Source organism: Cellulophaga algicola DSM 14237, from assembly GCF_000186265.1.
GTDB lineage: Bacteria > Bacteroidota > Bacteroidia > Flavobacteriales > Flavobacteriaceae > Cellulophaga > Cellulophaga algicola.
Genome location: NC_014934.1, coordinates 805,534 through 826,688, shown reverse-complemented (window position 1 = coordinate 826,688; position 21,155 = coordinate 805,534). Strand labels below are relative to the sequence as shown.

The 21,155-nt window shown below is 34.2% G+C and carries 19 protein-coding genes; 8 read left to right on the top strand and 11 right to left on the bottom strand.

Annotation, left to right across the window (positions count from 1 at the left end; translation table 11 throughout):
* Position 1 precedes the first annotated feature (1 nt).
* Both CELAL_RS03660 and CELAL_RS03655 read left to right on the top strand, forming a co-directional pair.
* Positions 2-1,081 (top strand): mannose-1-phosphate guanylyltransferase, encoded by a 1,080-nt coding sequence (locus CELAL_RS03660; RefSeq protein WP_013549568.1) that lies wholly within the window; start codon positions 2-4, stop codon positions 1,079-1,081.
* A gap of 3 nt (positions 1,082-1,084) precedes the next feature.
* Positions 1,085-2,599, top strand: a complete 1,515-nt coding sequence (locus tag CELAL_RS03655; RefSeq protein WP_013549567.1) for a DUF389 domain-containing protein — start codon at positions 1,085-1,087, stop codon at positions 2,597-2,599.
* Here the strand turns inward: CELAL_RS03655 and CELAL_RS03650 are convergent.
* Complete coding sequence (locus tag CELAL_RS03650; protein WP_013549566.1) at positions 2,596-3,363, bottom strand: ABC transporter ATP-binding protein; 768 nt, start codon at positions 3,361-3,363, stop codon at positions 2,596-2,598. The genes CELAL_RS03655 and CELAL_RS03650 overlap by 4 nt on opposite strands.
* The gene (locus CELAL_RS03645) at positions 3,363-4,100 is read right to left on the bottom strand and encodes an MlaE family ABC transporter permease (protein ID WP_013549565.1); all 738 of its coding nucleotides are present in this window, start codon (positions 4,098-4,100) and stop codon (positions 3,363-3,365) included. Before CELAL_RS03645 ends, CELAL_RS03650 begins: the two co-directional genes overlap by 1 nt.
* A 199-nt stretch (positions 4,101-4,299) precedes the next feature.
* Here CELAL_RS03645 and pafA point away from each other — a divergent pair, with 199 nt between their 5' ends.
* Positions 4,300-5,985 carry an alkaline phosphatase PafA gene (gene pafA / locus CELAL_RS03640; protein WP_013549564.1) on the top strand — a complete coding sequence of 562 codons (1,686 nt, stop codon included), beginning with the start codon at positions 4,300-4,302 and terminating at the stop codon, positions 5,983-5,985.
* Here pafA and CELAL_RS03635 read toward each other — a convergent pair.
* A complete protein-coding gene (locus tag CELAL_RS03635; RefSeq protein WP_013549563.1) occupies positions 5,977-6,828 on the bottom strand; it encodes a glycosyltransferase family 2 protein in 852 nt (283 codons plus the stop codon). The genes pafA and CELAL_RS03635 overlap by 9 nt on opposite strands.
* Positions 6,829-7,071: 243 nt before the next feature.
* Between CELAL_RS03635 and CELAL_RS03630 the strand changes: the two genes are divergently transcribed.
* The 4 genes from CELAL_RS03630 (at position 7,072) to CELAL_RS03620 (ending at position 11,621) form a co-directional block, all read left to right on the top strand.
* A complete protein-coding gene (locus CELAL_RS03630; RefSeq protein WP_041557485.1) occupies positions 7,072-8,313 on the top strand; it encodes a TolB family protein in 1,242 nt (413 codons plus the stop codon).
* Positions 8,314-8,394: 81 nt separating this feature from the next.
* Positions 8,395-10,188 (top strand): PorP/SprF family type IX secretion system membrane protein, encoded by a 1,794-nt coding sequence (locus CELAL_RS03625; RefSeq protein WP_013549561.1) that lies wholly within the window; start codon positions 8,395-8,397, stop codon positions 10,186-10,188.
* Positions 10,189-10,600: 412 nt separating this feature from the next.
* Positions 10,601-10,738 (top strand): hypothetical protein, encoded by a 138-nt coding sequence (locus CELAL_RS22285; protein ID WP_165750086.1) that lies wholly within the window; start codon positions 10,601-10,603, stop codon positions 10,736-10,738.
* A gap of 244 nt (positions 10,739-10,982) precedes the next feature.
* Positions 10,983-11,621, top strand: a complete 639-nt coding sequence (locus CELAL_RS03620) for a response regulator transcription factor (RefSeq protein ID WP_013549560.1) — start codon at positions 10,983-10,985, stop codon at positions 11,619-11,621.
* A gap of 69 nt (positions 11,622-11,690) precedes the next feature.
* On the opposite strand, the gene CELAL_RS03615 is transcribed toward CELAL_RS03620, so the two are convergent.
* Together CELAL_RS03615 and CELAL_RS03610 are read right to left on the bottom strand one after the other, a co-directional pair.
* The gene (locus CELAL_RS03615) at positions 11,691-13,388 is read right to left on the bottom strand and encodes a GMC oxidoreductase (protein ID WP_013549559.1); all 1,698 of its coding nucleotides are present in this window, start codon (positions 13,386-13,388) and stop codon (positions 11,691-11,693) included.
* Positions 13,389-13,486: 98 nt separating this feature from the next.
* A complete protein-coding gene (locus CELAL_RS03610; RefSeq protein WP_013549558.1) occupies positions 13,487-13,999 on the bottom strand; it encodes a VOC family protein in 513 nt (170 codons plus the stop codon).
* Between the two features lie 119 nt (positions 14,000-14,118).
* Here CELAL_RS03610 and CELAL_RS03605 point away from each other — a divergent pair, with 119 nt between their 5' ends.
* A complete protein-coding gene (locus CELAL_RS03605) occupies positions 14,119-14,430 on the top strand; it encodes a winged helix-turn-helix transcriptional regulator (protein WP_013549557.1) in 312 nt (103 codons plus the stop codon).
* Between the two features lie 59 nt (positions 14,431-14,489).
* On the opposite strand, the gene CELAL_RS03600 is transcribed toward CELAL_RS03605, so the two are convergent.
* From CELAL_RS03600 to gcvP, 6 genes are all read right to left on the bottom strand, one after another.
* Positions 14,490-15,377, bottom strand: coding sequence for a PhzF family phenazine biosynthesis protein (locus tag CELAL_RS03600; protein ID WP_013549556.1), 888 nt, complete (start codon positions 15,375-15,377; stop codon positions 14,490-14,492).
* Positions 15,378-15,433: 56 nt separating this feature from the next.
* Positions 15,434-15,970 (bottom strand): sigma-70 family RNA polymerase sigma factor, encoded by a 537-nt coding sequence (locus CELAL_RS03595; protein ID WP_013549555.1) that lies wholly within the window; start codon positions 15,968-15,970, stop codon positions 15,434-15,436.
* A 20-nt stretch (positions 15,971-15,990) separates the two neighbouring features.
* Positions 15,991-16,407, bottom strand: coding sequence for a hypothetical protein (locus CELAL_RS03590; protein WP_013549554.1), 417 nt, complete (start codon positions 16,405-16,407; stop codon positions 15,991-15,993).
* Positions 16,408-16,483: 76 nt separating this feature from the next.
* The gene (locus CELAL_RS03585) at positions 16,484-17,005 is read right to left on the bottom strand and encodes a methyltransferase domain-containing protein (protein ID WP_013549553.1); all 522 of its coding nucleotides are present in this window, start codon (positions 17,003-17,005) and stop codon (positions 16,484-16,486) included.
* A gap of 14 nt (positions 17,006-17,019) precedes the next feature.
* On the bottom strand, positions 17,020-18,078 hold the full coding sequence (locus CELAL_RS03580) for a 3-oxoacyl-ACP synthase III family protein (RefSeq protein WP_013549552.1): 1,059 nt from the start codon (positions 18,076-18,078) through the stop codon (positions 17,020-17,022).
* Positions 18,079-18,246: 168 nt separating this feature from the next.
* On the bottom strand, positions 18,247-21,096 hold the full coding sequence (gene gcvP, locus CELAL_RS03575) for an aminomethyl-transferring glycine dehydrogenase (RefSeq protein ID WP_041557483.1): 2,850 nt from the start codon (positions 21,094-21,096) through the stop codon (positions 18,247-18,249).
* Between the last annotated feature and the right edge of the window lie 59 nt (positions 21,097-21,155).

Below are 21,155 nucleotides of genomic sequence, written 5' to 3'. Positions count from 1 at the left end.
AATGAATAAAAATTATTATGCCGTTTTAATGGCAGGAGGAGTAGGATCAAGATTTTGGCCTATAAGCACATCAGAAAATCCAAAACAGTTTCATGATATGTTGGGTACTGGTGATACACTAATTCAAAAAACATTTAAGCGTTTAAATAAGTTTGTACCTCAAGAGAATATTCTCATCCTAACCAATGAAAGGTATAATGATTTGGTTCTTGAGCAGTTACCTTTAGTAAAACAAGAACAGGTAGTTTTAGAACCTGCAATGCGTAATACCGCCCCTTGTATTTTATATGCAGCGTTAAAAATTCAAAAACAAAATCCTGATGCTGTAATGATAGTGGCACCTAGTGATCATTGGATTGAAGATGAGGCGGCATTTGCGAGTGATGTAAAAGCTTGTTTTGATAAGTGTGAAAAGGAAGATGTACTTTGTACTTTAGGGATTAAGCCAACATTTCCTAATACCGGTTTTGGGTATATTGAATTTGAAAAAGGGAATGCCGAAGGATTGAAAAAAGTAAATCAATTTAGAGAAAAACCAGATTATGAAACTGCTAAAGAATTTTTAGCTCAAGGTAATTTTCTTTGGAATGCAGGTATTTTTATGTGGAGTGTTAAAACAATTGTTGCGGCATTTAAAAACTACCAACCCTCTCAATATGCTTTATTTGAAAAGGGTATGAGTGTTTATAATACGCCTACTGAGCAGGAGTTTATAAATGAGAACTACCCAAAAGCAGAGAATATTTCTATTGATTACGCTATTTTGGAGCAATCAAAAAGTATCTATGTAAAACCAGCAACTTTTGATTGGAATGATTTAGGTACTTGGGGTTCTTTATATGACAAGTTAGACAAAGACAGTGATAACAATGCGGTAGTCAATAGTCAAGTTTTAAGTCAGGATGCTAGTGGTAACATGATTAGATCTCCTAAAGGTAAGGTAGTTGTCGTAGATGGCTTAAATGATTATATTATCGTAGATAAGGAAGATGTATTATTAATTTATCCAAAGTCTAAAGAGCAAGATATTAAACAAGTACTTACCAAAGTAAAAGATAAGTTTGGCAAACAGTATACCTAATATATGCAAGACGAATTAAATAAAGACCACATAGCTCCTAATAGTAATGAAGAACAAAAGGGTGAGGAAGTAAAAAAAGATCTTCATGGTCTTCTGGATTCTACAAAGCAATTTTTATCGGAATTATTAGACATAAGAAAGAATACAGATCAGGAAGCTACGAGAGAATCTATTGTGGCAGATATTCCCTTTAAAGGACATACTTCCTGGATTTTAATTTGCTCTATATTTATTGCGTCAATTGGTTTAAATGCAAACTCTACAGCGGTAGTGATTGGTGCGATGTTAATTTCGCCTTTAATGGGCCCTATCTTAGGAATGGGACTATCATTGGCTATTAATGATGTTGATACGTTACGCAGGTCTTTAAAGAATTTTGGAGTTATGGTGGTCTTGAGTATTCTGACCGCCTTTTTATTCTTTAAATTTTTTCCTTTACGCGATGAGTCTTCTGAGCTTTTGGCGCGAACTGCACCAGATATTCGAGATGTTTTAATTGCATTTTTTGGTGGTTTAGCATTAGTTATTGCGCGAGCGAAAAAAGGAACTATTGCCAGTGTTATTTTTGGAGTTGCAATTGCAACTGCCTTAATGCCACCTTTATGTACGGTTGGTTTTGGACTCGCAATAGGCAATTGGGATTATGCTAGTGGTGCCATGTATTTATTTACAATCAATACCATTTTTATTGGTTTAGCTACATTCTTAGTGATTAAGATTTTAGGGTTTCCAATGGTGCGTTATGCCAATTCTCAGCGCAGAAGAACAATCGCCAGATTAGCCTCTTTAGTAGCTATTTTAGTAATGATTCCTGCTAGTTATACGTTTTTTCAGGCTTGGAAAGAGTCTAAGTTTAAAAGTGAAGCACAAAGTTTTATAGCAGATAATGTAGCAAAGTATAAATTTTCAGGAAACGGAATGTTTTTAGAGAACTTTACCAATATTGAATATCACGGTAGTGATAAAAACTTCTTTGACATGATTTTTGGTAGTAAAGCCAAAGATAAAAAATCTTCAATTGAAGTAATGTTCATGGGAGAAGAATTAGTTCCTGATAATATTATTGCCAGTTGGGAGTCTATTAAAAATGAAGAGTATCCCGAATTAAAAGGGACCAATTTAAAAATTATTCAAGGATCTAAAAATGAGGCTGTCGATCAGTTTAAATATGTAAACGAACTGTATGAATCTAAAAAAGCAGAATTGCTCACTAAAGATGAGCGAATTAAAATCTTAGAAGATGATTTAGTGAAATTAAATAAGCTAAAGCGTTTACAGATACCTTTTGAAGATATTAGTGCAGAAGCGAAAGTAAATTATAAAGAATTAGAATCGTTAAGCTATTCTTATACGATAAGAACAGATTTTAAAAAATTAGATACTATTCCTGTTTTTGAAGTGGATTGGCAAAAAGACTTAAAGAAAACGCAAGTAGAAGCGGATACAAAGAAAATAACCGAATGGTTAAAGCTTCGTTTAAAAAATTCTAAAATTGAAGTTAGAGAAAAAGTAGATTAATTACGTTCTTCAATATACATCTGGCGTACTTTTTTAAATAACTCAGAAGAATAAACAAAATCGGTAACGGCAGCGTTATCGGTTTTGAATATCTCTTTATTAGTCCCTTCCCATTCTTTTAATCCATTTTTTAAGAATAAGATCTTTTGCCCTATTTCCATCACAGAATTCATATCATGAGTATTAATTACCGTAGTAATATCATATTCTTCTGTAATTTCTTGAATAAGATTATCAATTAGAATAGCCGTTTTCGGGTCTAAACCAGAGTTAGGTTCATCACAGAATAAATACTTAGGGTTCATTACAATTGCACGCGCAATAGCAACTCTTTTTTGCATTCCTCCAGATATTTCTGATGGATATTTATGGTGTGCATCAATAAGGTTAACGCGTTTTAAAACCGCATTAACTCTATCTTGCATTTCAGATTTAGATTGCTTGGTAAACATCTCTAAAGGGAACGTTACATTGCCTTCCACGGTCATAGAATCAAACAAGGCGCTTCCTTGAAAGACCATTCCCATTTCTTGACGTAAATCTCTTTTCTCATCACCAGATAGACTAGAATAGGTTCTTCCATCATAGCAAATAGACCCTTCTTCTGGTTCAAAAAGCCCCAATAGGCACTTTAGAAATACAGTTTTACCAGAACCACTTTGCCCAATGACTAAATTGGTTTTACCTTTCTCAAATTGAGTAGTAACTCCTTTTAAGATTTCAGCCTCTCCGAATGATTTGTGTATGTCGTTTACTTCTATCATTATCCTAGTAATAATTGTGTTAGTACATAATTTACAATAATGATAACCACACTCGTCCATACAAACGATGTTGTACTTGCTTTACCAACTTCTAAAGCCCCACCTTTCATATAAAACCCGTGAAAAGAAGGTATCGTTGCAATAATAAAAGCAAAGATTATTGTTTTTATAAAGGAATAGGTCACATGAAACGGAATAAAATCTAATTGAATACCTTCAACAAAATCAGCACTCGTGCTAAATCCGCCAAATACTCCGGCAATCCACCCACCAAAAATACCCACATACATGGCTATAGCAATAGCGAAAGGATATAATAGTAAGGCAACAATTTTAGGGAATACGAGGTAATTTAACGAATTTACACCCATGACTTCTAAGGCATCAATTTGTTCTGTAACCCGCATTGTACCAATGCTAGAAGTAATATAAGAGCCTACTTTCCCTGCCATGATAATAGAGGTAAACGTAGGGGCGAACTCTAAAATAACCGATTGTCTCGTGGCAAAACCTATAAGATTTCTCGGGATTAATGGGTTCGTCATATTTAAGGCGGTTTGTATGGCTACAACCCCTCCAATAAAAAAGGAAATAAATATGATGATACCTAAAGAGCCATAAATAAGTTCATCTATCTCTTTAAGAATAAGCGATTTCATTATTCTCCATTTCGTAGGTTTTTTAAAAACCTCACGTATCATAATAAAATAACTGCCAATTGATGCTAGGTAGTTCATTAATTAATTAGAATCTAGTTGATGTAAAAATAATAATATTAAACCGGTTGTTACTTGTTATTGTAAGAAAAGAAAAAAGAACTAGTCCCGCAAGTAACTTGGGTGTAAATTTTAAAGTAGCTTTCTTAATTTCGATTTAACTTTTTATTCAAATATAAAATTATTTATTTCTTTACTTTTATCCCTTAAACTATTTCTAATGAATTATAAAAATTCTGCTGTGGTATTGCTTACAGCATTTATGTACTTTACGACTAGTACAGTACAAGCACAACGAAAATCAAAAAAGAACAAAGAAGAAAAGACAATTGTTGAAGCTCCTTTTGTAAGGCCAAAATTGGTGGTGGGTATTGTGGTTGATCAAATGCGGTACGATTATCTGACTCGTTTTTATGATCAATATGGAGAAGGAGGTTTTAAGCGCTTAATGAATGAAGGTTTTAATTGTAAAAATAATCATTTTAATTATGCCCCTACCTATACGGCACCAGGGCATACCTCCGTGTATACTGGTACGACACCAGCTACTCACGGAATAATTGGAAATAACTGGTATGATAAGGAGCTAGACAAGGAAGTGTATTGTGTTACGGATGCTAATTACACTTCAGTAGGTACTACTTCTGATGCGGGTCAAGTATCTCCTTTTCAAAATGCGGTTACTACGGTAACAGATGAATTGCGTTTGCATACACAAATGCGAGGTAAAGTAATAGGGATAGCGCTTAAAGATAGAGGAGCTGTTTTACCTGCCGGACATACGGCAAACGCAGCGTATTGGTTTCATGGTAAAGATGAAGGCCGCTGGATTACGAGTAGTTTTTATAGAAGTGATTTGCCAAAGTGGGTGTTAGATTTTAATGCCTCAGGGAAAGCAGTTTCGTATAAAAAACCATGGAATACCTTAAAAAGTATTGACACGTATTTAGAGAGTGGTACAGATGATAATGCTTATGAAGGTAAGTTTAAAGGAGAAGTGAATTCTGCTTTTCCACATGATATTCCTGCACTTTGGGATGAAAATGGGCAGTTTGACCTTCTTAAAGCAACTCCTTCTGGGAATAGTTTAACGGCAGATTTTGCTATTGCAGCTTTAGATGGTGAAAGTTTAGGGGCAGATGCAATTACCGACTTTTTAGCCGTAAGTTTTTCAAGTACAGATTATGTAGGGCATATGTATGGTGTTAATTCTAAAGAAGTAGAAGACACCTATTTAAATTTAGATGCCGATTTAGAACGGTTATTAAATACCTTAGATGAAAAAGTTGGTGAAGGAGAATATACTGTTTTCTTAACCGCAGATCATGCAGCAGTAGATGTACCTTCTTATTTAAAAGACCAGAAAATACCAGCAGGATATACAGATAATAATGCCTTGAAGGATAAGTTTACTCAGTTTTTAAAGTACACCTATGGTACCGAAGATATTGTTAAAAACATATCTAACAGTCAAGTATTTTTAGATTATAAGATTGTAAAGAATTTAGATTTAGAACTAAGAGAAGTAGAAGAACAAATTGCGAATGAATTCATGACTTATGGTATCTATGAGCTTGTGTTTACAGCAGAGCAAATGTTAGAAAATAACTATACACATGGCATTCCTTATATTATCCAGAATGGATACAACCCCTTAAGATCCGGAGATGTGATGCTGGTATTAAAGCCAAATTACATTCAGTATGGTGGTACGGGATCTACGCATGGTTCTCCTTATAATTATGATACACATGTTCCTTTATTATTTTTTGGAAAAGGGATAAAAAAGGGAGCAACAGTAGCGCCTACTGAAATTCCTGATATAGCACCAACAATATCAGCAATGTTAGGCATTGCGTTCCCTAATGGAGCTACCGGTAAACCAATTGCAGCGGTTTTAGAATAATTGTTTTTTAATTCCTTTCCAACGTAAATTGCGAATAAACTGACCCTCTTCTGGTGCTACCAAGAAGGGGGTTTTTTGTTTTTTTGCATTTAGGTATCCCTTTATATTATCAAAAAAGGCATTTAATTTCTGTTGTTTGAACGCCATTTTTAGTGAAGCAATTAAGGTAATTATAAAACCATAATGCATTTGATACATTGCTTTTCCTTGAAGCTGCTTGGCTTTTTTGTTATAGGCATCTCCAGTAGGGCGTAAGTGTTTTACGTTTAAACCATCTAAGGTGATTACTTCAAATCCATGATACTGGGTTAGCAGTTCGTCTACCGTATCCCATCCCATAGCATTCTTAAGTCCCCCAATTGCTTTAAAACATGTGTTAGAATAGGCTTTAAATGCTCCGCGTACATGTTTTTTATGCATCGGGTGGTTAAGTTGCCATTCGCCTAGTTTATTTTTCTCAAAAACAAATCCACCAGCAACACCTGCAGTACTGTTTGTTTTAAATACAGTGGCTATTTCGGAAAAATAGTTTGTAGGCAGTATAAGGTCTGCGTCTAATTTTACGATAAAGTCATACTCTTCATCTAATAGCGCTAAACCTTTAGTAAAGGCATTAATAACTTTACTGCCTGGCATATGTTCCGTAGACGAAGTCGTATTCAGTTTTGTAATAAAAGGACAATTAGTAGTGAATTTATCGATTATCGCTTCCGTATTATCGGTAGAGTTATCGTTAACAATAATTACTTTTTTAGGCAGAAGAGTTTGTGATATTAGAGATTGTAAAGTCCCTTCTAAAAAGTCTTGTTCATTGTGCGCGGGAATAACTACGTAATATTTCATTGAAATAATTAATACTTGGTGTAAATATCCAACTAAAATTCTGCTTTAGGAAGGAGATGATTTGCTCAAATTTCATTTTTTTTCAGTGAGATTTCATTTTTTTTATACAAAATATCGGATTAAAAACCTTTTTTTTCGATGAAATACATCTTTTTAGTAAAAACCTATGATTTTTTATTAGTTATGCTCTAGGAATAAATAGTGAATTTTGTCGAAGATATTAACCCCTTTATCGAATTAGTTATGAAAAATAATTTAACCTACAACGTGTTTTTTGCAACAATGATTGCATTTTCATGCTACACTATTCAAGCACAAGATTCTGACACGAATAGAATGTCAAAATCAGAAAAAATAGAAAACACGAAACGAAAAGAAAATTTTAATACTCTAAAGAGTTTAGGATATTCAGAAAAAGAAATTTATGAAGATTTGGGTAATGCCAATTTTTTAAGTGAGAATTATGAGACGGCATTACACTGGTACACAAAACTTTTTAAGTTAAGTGATGGAGCAGGAGTGCGTGATAGTTATGTAGAGCGTTACCAATTTGCAATTGAAAAGACAGGCAATCAAAAAGCATCAAAATTTTCAAATGATAAAAATTGGGTTGCCGCTGTAAAATCAGAATATTATGAAGAAAAATCAAGGGATAATAAATTCAATGATTTTTATATCAATCCAACAGCAAGTAAAAAGTCTATAGAAGAATTTGTGGCTAGAGAGACTAAATCTTCAATAACGTCAGAAAATCAAATAGATACTAAACAAGAAGAATTGCAGATTGCAATTACACCAGATGGTACGGCTGCATACTTTACGAAGGCTATATATGTTAAACCAGAATATGGTGTATTTTCAAAAAAAGAATTAGTACATAAAATATTTAAAGCAGAAAAAGTATCGGGACAATGGAAAACGGTTGAAGAAGTAGCTTTAGGGCCTAAGAATTCTTCTTCTATGCATCCAGCGATTTCAGAAGACGGTAAACGCTTATTTTTTGCATCAGACATGCCAGGTACATTTGGTAAGTTTGATATCTATGTAGCAGATTTAAAATCAAACGGTAAGTTTGGTGCTGTTAAAAATTTAGGAAAGAAAGTCAATACAAATGAGAATGATTTGTATCCAAATATTGTGGGAGGGACTTCGCTATTTTTCGCCTCAAATGGGCATAAAGGCTATGGGGGACTAGATGTTTTTATGGTGGAAGTAGCTAATAACAAGGTTGGCGCTTCTGTCAACCTTGGTAGTCCCATTAACAGTTCAAAAGATGAATTCTCCTTAGATATTATGAATAAAAACGGAACGGGTTATGTGATAATCAACCGTGGAGAAGATAAAGGCGCTGTAGAGCGTGTAGCATTCAGTTATTCTAAATCAGGACGTAGTTTTACCCCAGAAACTAAAGATGATGGCATATTAGAAGCCATGAATACAGAGTCTAAAATAAATTATGCGACCTCAATATTTGAAGATAAGTAGTCCCAACTGCTAATAAGATAATATATAATACTCCCCAAGGTATTAGCGATTACAACAAAAACCCCACAAAAATCCCCAAAGATGAACAACGTAACTAACATATCGAACAAAATTACACTGGTACTTATATTCATAGTAATGATGAGTTTCCAGTCTGTAATTGGTCAAGAAGAGGCCGCTGCAAATTTTGGTACAAAAACAACGTACCATAATCAATTGTTCTTTAACAGATTCTTAATTAATCCTACTTTTTCATTAGTAAGAGAGAACAAATCTTATATCAATATTTTACACAGAAATCAATACAGTACTTTTGAAGACAATAATCAAAATTATTTTATAGGTTTTAGTAATAAAATTAATGACCATACGGCATTAGGTTTAGGGGTATACAGCCAATGGTCAGGGGTAGTTCAAGAATTTGGGTTCAATGCAAATTATGCAACGTCAGTGCAATTAGGGGATAAAAGCAGCTTGACGTTTGGAACAAATGTTACTTATTTTAGTGATGGTTTAGATAGAAACCGTGTAATAGCAGATGAAAATGATCCTCAATTAGCGCAAACTAAAAAAGAAAGTAAAATAGCGATTCAGCCAGGGGTTACTTTATCTATAGGAAAATTTGATTTTAGTGTCTATGCACAAGATTTATTTAAATACAACCAATCTACAAATGAGTTTTTAACCAACTTTAATGATAAGAGTATTAAGGCAGCGTTACAGTATACGCACACCATGGGCACAACAAGGGGGTTGTTTGCAAATGGGAGGTTTACACCAATGTTACAAGTTGCACGTAATAGTGATAATAGCTTTACGTATGTAGGATCAATGGTTTTAGAGCTGCCTAAGTATGGTTGGTTACAAACAACGTTTGATGCAGATTATGGGCTTTCTGCAGGGTTTGGTTTTAATTTAAGTGATAAAATGTCTTTGGGGTATTTAATGGAAAAGGATGTGGCTAATACGGAAGCAGATTTGGGGTGGAATCATGAAGTTTCCGTAGCCTACACTTTTAAGAACAATAAAAAGACGTTAGCAGATTATGTAGATAATTCTCAAGATAGCAAAGTAGATGCTATTATTAGAAACTATGAAGAGCAGATCCTTAGATTAATGTCTGCTCAAGAAAAGCAAACGAAAGAATCTGAAATTGATAATGCTGTTGATGATGCTGATAATGCTGCTCCAGTAAAATCTAATAAAAAAGGGATTCCAAAGAAAAGTAGAAAAACAATAGAAAGAGGTGCTGGTTCAAGTGGAATGGCAGTAAATGATGTTGTAGAAGATGTAAACTCGTTAGCATATGAAAACAGCTTAGTATTAGATGAATTGATCTATCGACTAGATTCTTTAGAGTCTACAAGAAATCAAGAGTTTGAAAGAAGGTTTGACGATATTGTTAGAGTGTTAAAAAATGAAATTAGAACAGCTAGTACTTCAGGTACAAATAATGCAGCATACAATAATCCTAATGAATTAATTGCAGCTTCTAAAGCAGAAATTAAGAAAACCTATGCTATTAATAACGACCACGCTAAAAAAGATTACAAAGAATTATCGATTAAAGTTTTAAACGAAGCAGATATTGTTGGAGTAAAAACGGGATATTATGTAATAGCAAATGTGTATAAGACAGAAAAGTATTTAAATGCATTTATGAAAAACCTTCAGAACAGAGGCTTAAATCCACAGAAATTCTTCAATAAAGAAAACGGATTGTTTTATGTGTATTTAGCTGATTACGAAGTTAAGCAAGAAGCAGAAACAGCTTATGTTTCTAATTTAAACGGAAAATATAATGATGAAAAGTGGATCATGCAGGTAGATACTATGAATTCTACTGCTACAGCAGTGAACATGTATGAAGACTAAAGAATTATAATTACATATTTGGGATAGTACGCTTTAATTGGGAAAATAAATACTATTGAAATTACTAAGATTGGTAAGACAGTCTCTGTAATTTCGATAGTTTTTTGCGTTTAAGCCCTCTTTTTTTAGGTTGTAAATAATTTTTCGACCAAATGCACTCCTTTGTAAAAACCCTTATTTAATTGAAATACATGTGGTTATAGATGAAATGCTATGTAGTTCATCGAAAGACAATTTTACGTAGGAAAAGTATTACTAATTTTTACTAGGTTTGTAGAATAATTATATAAATTTAGAATATGTAATAACAAATAGTTATTGCTTTTTAAAAGAACTTTTAGCATAATTATTAAGTTAAACCTAAAAAAAAGCCTATTAAATAATTTTACATTTTCCCAAATCCCCCAAATAAATGAAAACTAACATAAACCTACAGTTTCCTCATAGAGGACAGTACACTCTTTTTCAAAAATTTAGCGAAAGTCTTTTTGATTTCTTCTTAGAAATTAAACAAATAAAAGCACATGAACTTCAGTTCTATTGGCGCTAAATTTTTATTCCAAACATTATTAATTGCTGATTTTAAGGCATTTAACTGTAAGATGTAGATCTTGAGATAGTCCCCCTTAACTTAAGATTAAAAATTTTATAACTACGATATAAGGATAATTACCCCTAATTATTCCACATAGTATAGTGTCTTTTTTTAGCGATTTATTTAAAACAAATTTTAATTGTTGATGTCTTTTAATGCCCAAACATGAAGGATGTTGATCCCCAAAAACCCCCACAATATGCAATCAAATGTTCTAAAAATTATGATCATAGATAACGATAAACAATTTCACAAAGGTTACCGTTACTTCTTTGAAACCTACACAGATTATGCACTCGCTGGTATATATACTTCAGTGAATGATGCCCTACAACAATTTAACTCCGTAATGCCTGATATTATTGTATCAGAAGTAGCAATTCCAGACTTAAATGGTATTGATGCTATTCAATATTTCAGAAAATTAAAGGCAGACATAAAAGTTATCATGCTAAGTGCAGATAGCGATTTTGAACAAGTAAAAAAAGCATTTAAAAATCAAGCCAACGGCTACTTAACAAAACCTCTTACTAATGCTAGGCTTCACCACGCTTTAGATTCTATAAAGTTTGAAGGTGCAGCGATGAGTCATGATATTGCCTCAAAGTTAATCTCTATGTTTCAAAGTAAATCATACGATTCTTTTTCCAAGAGAGAAAATCAAATTATAGAATTCCTTTGTCAAGGAAGTACTTATAAAATGATTGCAGAACGCTTATTTATTACAGCAAGTGCTGTTAATTTCCATATACAGAACATCTATGTAAAGCTTAATGTAAACTCTAAATCTGAAGCTTTGGTTAAGCTAAGAGAGATGGAGCTGAAAGAAGCTTGCTAGTTCATACAATTTAATTTCAGTTTGATTACTTTTTTGGGTAGTATGCCAGTACTACCTGGAAAAGTTTTTTTATTTACTTAAATTATCTGCTAAATGTTGCGCTAAAGCCACCATGGTTAGAGTTGGATTCCATGAAGCACCAGTGGGCCATAAGGCAGCACCTGTAACATATACATTTTCAACTTTTTTTACCTTGTAATTTACGTCTACGACACCTTCATCTTTTTTATCACTGATCCAAAGTGTTGATGCTTCATGCACTAAGGCAGGAACTCTATAGCTTTTGTCTGTAGGTCTTCTGTTTTCCCATTTTTTAGTTATAGTATCCCAATACTCCACCATTTTTTTTCCTTCAGGCGATATTATTTCTTCTAAGGTTTCAAAAGTAGTTGTGTCCATAGAATCCCATACTTTCATATCATTACGATTAGCAATGACTTGTAAAGTAGCATTAGTTGTTGGGTCTAAATCTGCATTTTTTAAAAACCAGTTTTCTTCATTGTTATAATCTAACTCTCCGAGAGTAGCACAAACAAATACGACATAATCTTTTGAATCTAATAGTTGTTCTTTAGTTGCAGTGGCCACGACATCTGGCATATTAATTAATGCAGTTTTGATATTTTTAATCGGATTTTTATCTGATAATGCGGTTAGTTGAATGTGAAACTGACCTTCATGGCCTCTTTCAGGGTTTACACCTGCAATATAAAATGCGCCTAACTCTAATTCGGCTAAGTCCTTGGAAAATTCAAAATGTACTCTTGGGATTCTAGCAATGATTGCAGAAACAAAATGTGATGTAAATCGTTTTCCTACGTTTTCTAGCGCAGGAAAAGAATTTTGAATCAACGTGGTAGGAGGCATAGTTCCCATAGCAAGTATTAATTTGGCTTCTCCTATATTAAGAATACCCCTTGAGGTATCTAGTGCCGTTGGATAATTGTCTTGGGCTATTATTTTGCTAACAAGGCAATTTGTGACTATATGTACTAAAGCGCCTTTTTCTTTTTTAAACAATTCTTTTTGCCTTTCTGCGATCTCTAAAAGTTTTCCCGGCACGGAGAATTTGGAAAAATCTAAGTCTACTACGTCTGGAGTTTTTACAGCTAAAGGCGCAGCAAAAGTTCTTGTAATTTCTTTAATTTTTGTATAATTTTCATTTAACTTTTGTTGAATCTCCTTTTGTAGTACACCATATACTGGTTTACTTTTAATTGGAGAGTCAATTTGATCCGTTGGTACTACATTTAAGAGTTTTTCCGCTGTAGCAAAATAATTATGAGCGTTGGCAATGACTTCTTTTGGCCAATTAATCATTTCTTCTTTAGTGGGTCTAGGGCACCAAGCACTCCATAAAGTAGAACGGCCACCAAAAAATGGCAACATGCCATGCTGCCATTTGATATATTCGCCTTCAGTGGTTTTTTTAGACAAAGTCCAAGGGTATGTTTCACTTAAACCTCCAAGTGTCTGTTTATACGGTAAAGGTAAATTTTGAAAGTGCTCAGGTAAAAAGTATTCTCCACGCTCCAAAATAAGAATTTTAGCAAATGGATTTTTGGATAATGTTCTTTCTACGAATGCAAGACAGCAAAAACTAGAGCCCACAACTATAAAATCAAACTGCTCCGTTTCTTGTATTTTTTTCCAATCAGACTGAGTGGTGAAAAACACATGATTCATTACATCTTGGCCTGTTGGTTGTTGAGGTCCTGGTGTTGGAAAGCCATAATTATAATTTGCCCTACTATCGTTTTTCTCCATATGTATAAAGTTGCCGTTTAAAATCTACAATAAATATAGGCATAAGATGAACTAAAGGTGGTCTATACTATAATTATGGCTTTTAAACTTTAATAGAATTATTTTGCATACGCACCAGAAGAATAGGTGAGTTCATAACTGTGCGTATAAATCTCGAATACAATCCCAAACGGATCTTCTACATAACACATTTTAAAAGGTTTGTCTTTTGGGTAATATTCACGAATAGGCATTCTTTGTTTTCCTCCATGTTCTTTTACCTTTTCTACCAAACCTTCGATATCTGGGTCTTGTATGCAAAAATGGAAAAGTCCTGTATTGAACGGACTAAATTCTGGCGCTTCTTTAATGCCTTGCGGAAATGAAAATAATTCGACTCCGATGCCATCAGATGTCGCTAAATGGGCAATCTCAAAAGTTTCCCAAGCATCACCAAATACATCGATACACATTTGTCCAATAGCGGTATCTGTTTCTTTGGTAACGGTAGAGGGTTCCATGATTACGTACCAGCCCATCACTTCCGTATAAAAGCTAACGGCCTTTTTAATGTCTGGAACAGTAATGCCTATATGTGAAAACGATTTTGGATATTCTTTTTTAGTGGTCATAAGATTAATTTTAAGACAAAATAAATCTATATTTGCCTTAAATGTAATAACTTACCTAAAAGTTGCTTAGTTACCCAAACGAGTAAATTGCTGATTTATAGTTATTTAATATATGTTAAATGAATGCTAATTATTGTCCGCTAGATTATACCATGAATTTAATTGGTACCAAATGGAAGCCAATTGTGTTGTTCCATTTATTAGAAGGAGCAGAGCGATCCGGAGTTTTACAGAAGAAAGTTCCTGGAATTTCTAATAAAATGTTCACACAAACAGTTAGAGAATTGGAAAAAGACGGATTGATTTCTAGAAAAATATATCCAGTGGTACCCCCTAAGGTAGAATATGCTTTAACGGCTAGGGGAAAATCATTAGAAGCTATATTAAAAAGCTTAGATCAATGGGGCATAGAAGATAAAAAAGCGTTTTAATAGGCAGCTATAATGGTTCAACCAGTTATTGAACCATTATAGTTTGTCTAAAATTAATTTTACTGGTCTAAGGTAATTATTAGCTCCTCTTTAACAACTCCTTTTCCTCCAGCCATGAGTTGTGTGATCTTACCTTTTTCAATATTTAAATCGACAATAATTAAACTAGGAGATGGGCTATCCATAAAATTTCCTTGTTGAATCATAAATCTTCTTTTGTCTATAGACATCACGTCATATAGATAGCTCGCTAGGGGCCCAGCAGCCATGCCTGTAGCTGCTTCTTCAGAAATACCATAACTAGGTGCAAACATTCTTGTGGTTGCATCGCTTTCTACATTTGATGAGGTAGGTGTAAACGCATAATACCCTACAGCCTCTAATTCAATACTAATTTTTTTAATAAGCGCTAAATTGGGTTTCAGGTTTTTTAAGGCTTTAGTTGTTTTAACAGGGATAAGTACAAATGAATTACCGGTGTTAACAAGTTGTATGGAAGTATTGGGTAGAAGATCAGCTGTATCGAGTCCTACTGATTTTAAAATAGCGGCTTTATAATTTTCTAAGGAAGCATATTTTGGAGCTCGTTGTTCCATAAAAGCATTTTCCCCAATTATTCTAATGCCTCGGCTACCGTCTATTGTTTCTTTCGAGGAGGTATTCCCTTTTAGTAATCCTTGTTGCTTTAGGTAAGAGAAAGTAGCAACAGTTGCATGTCCGCAATGGGCTATTTGTTTTGTGGGCGTATAAAAGTCTAATTTAAAAGCATCCGTTTTAGAGCTTGAAACAAATGCTGTTTCAGAGAGTCCTACTTTTTGAGCAATTTCTAATTTATTTCTAATGCTTAGCTCGCCTGCATTCAAAACTACCCCTGCGGGGTTTCCGCCTTTGTTATTTGCTACAAAGGCATTAATGATCTGTACTTTAATTGTTTTTGATTGGTCCATTTTATCTTCTTTTAAAGGTATATTTAATGGACGTAGGTAGTTTTAAAAAGACGTAATTAATCTTGTTTTTTTTCAAAGTTTAATAACTTACCAGAACTATCAGCCTCAAGATTAGGACAATCTAAAATAGTGTTTTTAAGAATTTCTCTCGCTTTTTGGACTCTAGATTTTGTTCCTGAATAAGATATTTTCAAGTGCTCTGCTAGTTCTTTCTGGGTGTAGTTTTGAAAAGCTGTTAAAAGAATCACTTCTTGATGTGTTGCAGAAAGTAATTTTATTTTTTGATTGATACAGGTGCTTAGGTTTGAATATTTAAAATTGTCAACCTCACTTTCAGCAATGTCAACATTTTCTAAGCTGATATTTTTTGATGTTGTTTTTCGAAAATGATCAATAATAGTATTTCTCGTAATTTGATAGACCCAACTTGTGAGTTTGGAGGAGTGCTTTAATTGATGAATTTTTGTTTGGACTTTTATGAATACTTCTTGATGTAGGTCTTTTGCGAGTTCTTCATCTTTTAATTGTGACAGCATAAACGCAAATAATTCCTCATTAAGGTCAGCCCAAATTATATTTATGTCATTTTTCAAAATCGTGAATTTATCTTGCTCTATGAGGTTAGATCACTTAAAGATAGGTAATTATTCTTACCTAATGTCATATAATATACAGGGTATAAAAAAGCCAAAAGAGAAAGGGCTAATAGAAACTTCAATTCAATATTAAGAAAAGCTTTACAGACCAAAAAAATTAAAACAGACCCAATAATAAGAGGCATTACTAAACTTCCGTATTTAAAGCCTGCCAATTTAAATGTTTTAGTTTCGTCTTTGGTAAAGTTAATTTGGATTTTTTCACTTCTTCGATTATTAATTTTGGCAACGATTTCGTGGGTTCCTGGTTCAAGATCAAAGGTTAACGTTTTACCATTGTCAAGAATTCCTTTTTGTACACCATCAATATAGAAGTCTATTTGTCGGGCTTTATTGTTCCATTCAGAAGTACGTTCTACTATTAATTTTGGCATAGTTATTTTAAAATAAAGAAAATATTTGGTTGTAAGGTACTGGAAAAATGAGTAGGGTATTGAAGGCTAAAAATAGTTATATGCGTTCTGCGTAAACCATATAATATCTAGGGGTAAATTTTCTAAGTAAGGGTCTAAAGCCTATTTTATGGACAGGATTCGTAAATTTAATACGGTCTACAATTTTCCAACCTGCTTTTTCTAAGAGCCAATCAAACTGCCAATCCTCAAATTCATGATAATGACGGTCCCATTTATCCGTTTTACTCTGGTAGGCTGGTGAGAACCATAATCGCATAGGAATACTGGCAACCAATTTATCAGCCTTTATCTCACGTAAAACATTAAATGGAGCTATGAGGTGCTCAAATATTTCAAAAGCTGTCACGACTTCCGCATCAGAAGAAACGACTGAAGAAAAGTCTAAGTCTAAATCTTCACCACCTGTATTTTTCACCTTAAAACCACGTTCCGTCATTATTTTTGAAAACGGATTTTCTACTCCTAAATCAAGAATAGATTGCGAAGTAGTTACATGTTTTTGTAAAAAGCTTAAAGTATGCTCAAATCGCTTATTCGGAAACGTGTTTTCGTACATGTAAAAAAAGGCTGTTAGTGTCTGTAAACAATGGCATTTATATTCATTCCTGCGCCAACGCTTGCAAATATAACAACATCTCCTTTTTCTATAGCCTGATTTTCTATTTTTCCGTGCTTCACCATATCAAATAAGGTAGGAATTGTAGCTACGGAACTATTTCCATTCTCTCTAATATTCATGGGCATAATACCTTCTGGCATTTCCATCCCATAAGATTTGTAAAAACGTTTTACAATCGCTTCATCCATTTTTTCATTCGCTTGGTGAATGAATATTTTTTTAACATCGGTAATTGCAACTCCACTGCTATCTAAGCAATCTTTCATGGCTTGCGGTACATTTGTTACTGCAAATTCATAGATTTTACGGCCATGCATTTTGATGTAGTTGGTGTCTGTTGTATTTTCTTTGGAATAAGAAGGGCCAAAAAATAAGTAGTTCGCTTCATCATAGGCGTAGGTAGCAGAAGCATGTGCTAATATTTCTCCGTTTTTATCAGAAGCTTCAATAATTGTAGCTCCAGCACCATCGGCATAAATCATAGAATCACGATCGTAATCGTCTACAATTCTAGAAAGAGTTTCTGCGCCAATAACCAAGCATCTTTTAGCAATACCACTTTTAATAAATGCATTGGCTTGTATCACCCCTTCAATCCATCCAGGACATCCAAACAGAAGATCATAAGCAACGCATTTTGGATTTTTTATTTTTAAACTATGTTTAACACGTGTCGCTAAACTAGGTAAGGTATTTCCTTGAGACGTACCATGTTTTACATCGCCAAAATTATGTGCGAAGATGATGTAATCTAAAGTTTCTTTATCAATTCCTGCATCAGCAATTGCTTTTTCAGCAGCAAAAAATGCAATGTCAGAAGTATTTAAATCATCCGTGACATAACGGCGTTCTTCAATACCGGTAATGGCTTTAAATTTTTCTATTATTACTTCGTTAGAATGCGCAAATGCGGTTCCATCAGTATTTAAAAATGTGTGGTTGTTAAAGCTGCTATTAGCTGTTAAAACAGGTGGTATATATGATCCTGTTCCTGTAATTCCGATTTTCATTTTTGGTGTTCTTTAAATCTGCACGAAGTTACTAAAAAATCAAAGAGTTGTTATGCATGCATAATAAAATAAATGATGTTCAACCTAGTTATTATTTTAAAATATAGAAATAAAAAAAGCCTCTTCATAGTATTGAAGAGGCTCAAAGCATTGATTTTATTGGTGTTTTTACGCTTCCATATAGGCTTCAATAGGAGCACAAGTACAGATTAAATTACGATCTCCATATGCATCGTCAACACGTCTAACCGATGGCCAGAACTTATTATCAGATACAAACTCTAATGGGAACGCAGCTTTCTCTCTGCTGTATGGAAATTTCCATGCATCTGCTGTAACCATTTTTAAAGTATGTGGTGCATTTTTAAGTACATTATCTACATCCTCAGCAGAAGCTTCATCAATTTCTTTTCTAATAGAAATCATGGCGCTACAAAAACGATCTAATTCTGCTAAGCCTTCACTTTCTGTAGGCTCTATCATTACTGTTCCCGCAACAGGGAAAGAAACAGTAGGTGCGTGGAAACCATAATCCATTAGGCGTTTTGCAATATCCGTAACTTCAATTCCGTTTTGTTTAAAGGGTCTGCAATCTAAAATCATTTCGTGTGCAGCTCTACCTTTTTCTCCAGTATATAGCACTTCATAATTTCCGCTTAGACGATGTTTGATATAGTTAGCGTTTAGAATTGCAATTTCTGTAGAATGTCTTAGTCCTTGTTCGCCTAACATTTTTATATAGCCGTAAGAGATTAAGCATACTAAAGAGCTCCCCCAGGGCGCAGCAGAAATAGCACTAATGGCTTTTTCGCCTCCAGTTTTGATCACAGGGTTACCTGGTAAAAAGGGTACTAGTTGTTTTGCAACGCAGATAGGACCAACTCCTGGTCCGCCACCACCATGAGGTATTGCAAAGGTTTTATGTAGATTTAAGTGGCAAACATCTGCACCAATAGTAGCAGGATTTGTTAGTCCTACTTGCGCATTCATGTTGGCACCATCCATATATACTTGTCCGCCGTTATCGTGAATCAGTTTAGTAATATGTTTTATAGAGGATTCAAAAACACCGTGTGTAGAAGGGTAAGTAACCATTAGGGCAGCAAGATTATCTGCATGTTTTGCTACTTTCTCTTCTAAATCTGCAACGTCAATATTTCCTTTTTCATCGGTTTTTGTAACCACTACTTTCATTCCGGCCATCACTGCAGAAGCAGGATTTGTACCATGAGCAGAAGCAGGAATTAAGCAAATGTTTCTGTGGCTATCATTACGAGATTCGTGGTAGGCACGGATCACCATTAAACCGGCATATTCTCCTTGTGCACCAGAATTTGGCTGTAATGAAGTACCTGCAAATCCTGTGATAATATTTAAGTCGACCTCCAATGCTTTTAGCATTGTTTGGTAGCCTTCTGCTTGCTCAATTGGAGCAAAGGGATGAATGTTTCCCCACTGTGCTGAACTTAATGGAAGCATTTCAGAAGCAGCATTTAATTTCATGGTGCATGAACCTAATGAAATCATAGAATGATTTAAGGCTAAATCTTTACGCTCTAATTTTTTAATATACCGCATCATTTCAGTTTCCGAATGATACGAATTGAATACTACATTTTCTAAAAATGGCGAAGTTCTTTGAGATACAGGAGCAATTGCTGATAGGTCTTTTACTACATCAATAGCAATAACATCTTTATCTAAAGCTTCCGCGAAAATTGCAACAACTTTTTGAAGATCTTCTAAAGAGGTAGCTTCATTTAATGCAATAGAAATTGTTTGGTCATCACTGTATAAAAAGTTAACCTCATTTTTCTCCGCAACCGGCTTCACTAATGTCGCATCCGCTTTAACCGTAATGGTATCAAAATAAGAGGTGTTAATTTGGTATACGCCTAATTGCTCTAAAGCATCCGCGAGTGTTGCCGCAGAAGTATGTACTTTTTTAGCAATATATTTTAAACCTTTAGGACCATGATATACCGCGTACATTCCTGCCATAACGGCTAATAAAACTTGTGCGGTACAAATATTAGAGGTTGCTTTGTCGCGTTTAATATGTTGCTCTCTAGTTTGTAATGCCATACGCAATGCAGGATTGCCATCCGTATCTTTAGTAACTCCAATAATACGGCCAGGAATACTTCTTTTGTACGCATCTTTGGTGGCGAAAAAGGCAGCATGTGGCCCACCATATCCTAAAGGAATTCCAAAGCGTTGTGTGGTACCTACCACAACATCAGCACCAAATTCTCCTGGAGGTGTTAAAAGGGTTAAGCTTAGGATATCTGCTGCAACCGCAACTTTAATTTCTTGTTCTTTTGCTTTAGCTATAAAACTAGCATAATCATTTACCTGCCCATGTTTGCCAGGGTATTGTAAAATAGCGCCGTAAAAATCAGCACCAAATTCAAAAGTTTCATGGTTGCCAATCACTAATTCTATATCCAAAGGAATAGCTCTTGTTTTTAGTAGCGAAAGTGTTTGTGGCAATATTTCTTCAGAAACAAAAAACTTAACAACATTATTTTTCTTTTGTTCCCTGCTTCGTACTTCATACAACATGGTCATTGCTTCTGCCGCAGCAGTACTCTCATCTAAGAGTGATGCATTTGCCAATTCCATACCTGTTAAATCACAGATCATGGTTTGGAAATTAAGCAATGCCTCTAATCTTCCTTGAGCAATTTCTGCTTGGTAAGGGGTGTATGCCGTGTACCATCCTGGATTTTCAAGAATATTTCTTTTAATTACAGAAGGCGTTAAGCTTTCATGGTATCCTAAACCGATATAGGTAGTAAATACTTTGTTTTTTTCAGAAAGATTTTGAAGGTGTTCTAAAAACTTATGTTCACTCATTGGCGCTTCAAGCGCAAGTGGTGTTTTTAAACGAATATCATTCGGAATGGTCTCGTAAATTAGTTGTTCTAGGTTTTCAACACCCACTGTTTTAAACATGTGTTGAAGGTCTTCTTCTCTTATGCCGATATGGCGCGATGCAAACACGTCTGTTTTCATTAAGTATGCAGTTTTTCTTAGAATTAGTCGCACAAAAATAATGATTAATTTGCTCAAAA

Bases quoted from the DNA above. Each gene is read 5' to 3' on its own strand.
- CELAL_RS03660 (WP_013549568.1), top strand. From the start codon at position 2: ATGAATAAAAATTATTATGCCGTTTTAATGGCAGGAGGAGTAGGATCA.
- CELAL_RS03655 (WP_013549567.1), top strand. From the start codon at position 1,085: ATGCAAGACGAATTAAATAAAGACCACATAGCTCCTAATAGTAATGAA.
- CELAL_RS03650 (WP_013549566.1), bottom strand. From the start codon at position 3,363: ATGATAGAAGTAAACGACATACACAAATCATTCGGAGAGGCTGAAATC.
- CELAL_RS03645 (WP_013549565.1), bottom strand. From the start codon at position 4,100: ATGAACTACCTAGCATCAATTGGCAGTTATTTTATTATGATACGTGAG.
- pafA (WP_013549564.1), top strand. From the start codon at position 4,300: ATGAATTATAAAAATTCTGCTGTGGTATTGCTTACAGCATTTATGTAC.
- CELAL_RS03635 (WP_013549563.1), bottom strand. From the start codon at position 6,828: ATGAAATATTACGTAGTTATTCCCGCGCACAATGAACAAGACTTTTTA.
- CELAL_RS03630 (WP_041557485.1), top strand. From the start codon at position 7,072: ATGAAAAATAATTTAACCTACAACGTGTTTTTTGCAACAATGATTGCA.
- CELAL_RS03625 (WP_013549561.1), top strand. From the start codon at position 8,395: ATGAACAACGTAACTAACATATCGAACAAAATTACACTGGTACTTATA.
- CELAL_RS22285 (WP_165750086.1), top strand. From the start codon at position 10,601: ATGAAAACTAACATAAACCTACAGTTTCCTCATAGAGGACAGTACACT.
- CELAL_RS03620 (WP_013549560.1), top strand. From the start codon at position 10,983: ATGCAATCAAATGTTCTAAAAATTATGATCATAGATAACGATAAACAA.
- CELAL_RS03615 (WP_013549559.1), bottom strand. From the start codon at position 13,388: ATGGAGAAAAACGATAGTAGGGCAAATTATAATTATGGCTTTCCAACA.
- CELAL_RS03610 (WP_013549558.1), bottom strand. From the start codon at position 13,999: ATGACCACTAAAAAAGAATATCCAAAATCGTTTTCACATATAGGCATT.
- CELAL_RS03605 (WP_013549557.1), top strand. From the start codon at position 14,119: ATGAATGCTAATTATTGTCCGCTAGATTATACCATGAATTTAATTGGT.
- CELAL_RS03600 (WP_013549556.1), bottom strand. From the start codon at position 15,377: ATGGACCAATCAAAAACAATTAAAGTACAGATCATTAATGCCTTTGTA.
- CELAL_RS03590 (WP_013549554.1), bottom strand. From the start codon at position 16,407: ATGCCAAAATTAATAGTAGAACGTACTTCTGAATGGAACAATAAAGCC.
- CELAL_RS03585 (WP_013549553.1), bottom strand. From the start codon at position 17,005: ATGTACGAAAACACGTTTCCGAATAAGCGATTTGAGCATACTTTAAGC.
- CELAL_RS03580 (WP_013549552.1), bottom strand. From the start codon at position 18,078: ATGAAAATCGGAATTACAGGAACAGGATCATATATACCACCTGTTTTA.
- gcvP (WP_041557483.1), bottom strand. From the start codon at position 21,096: ATGAAAACAGACGTGTTTGCATCGCGCCATATCGGCATAAGAGAAGAA.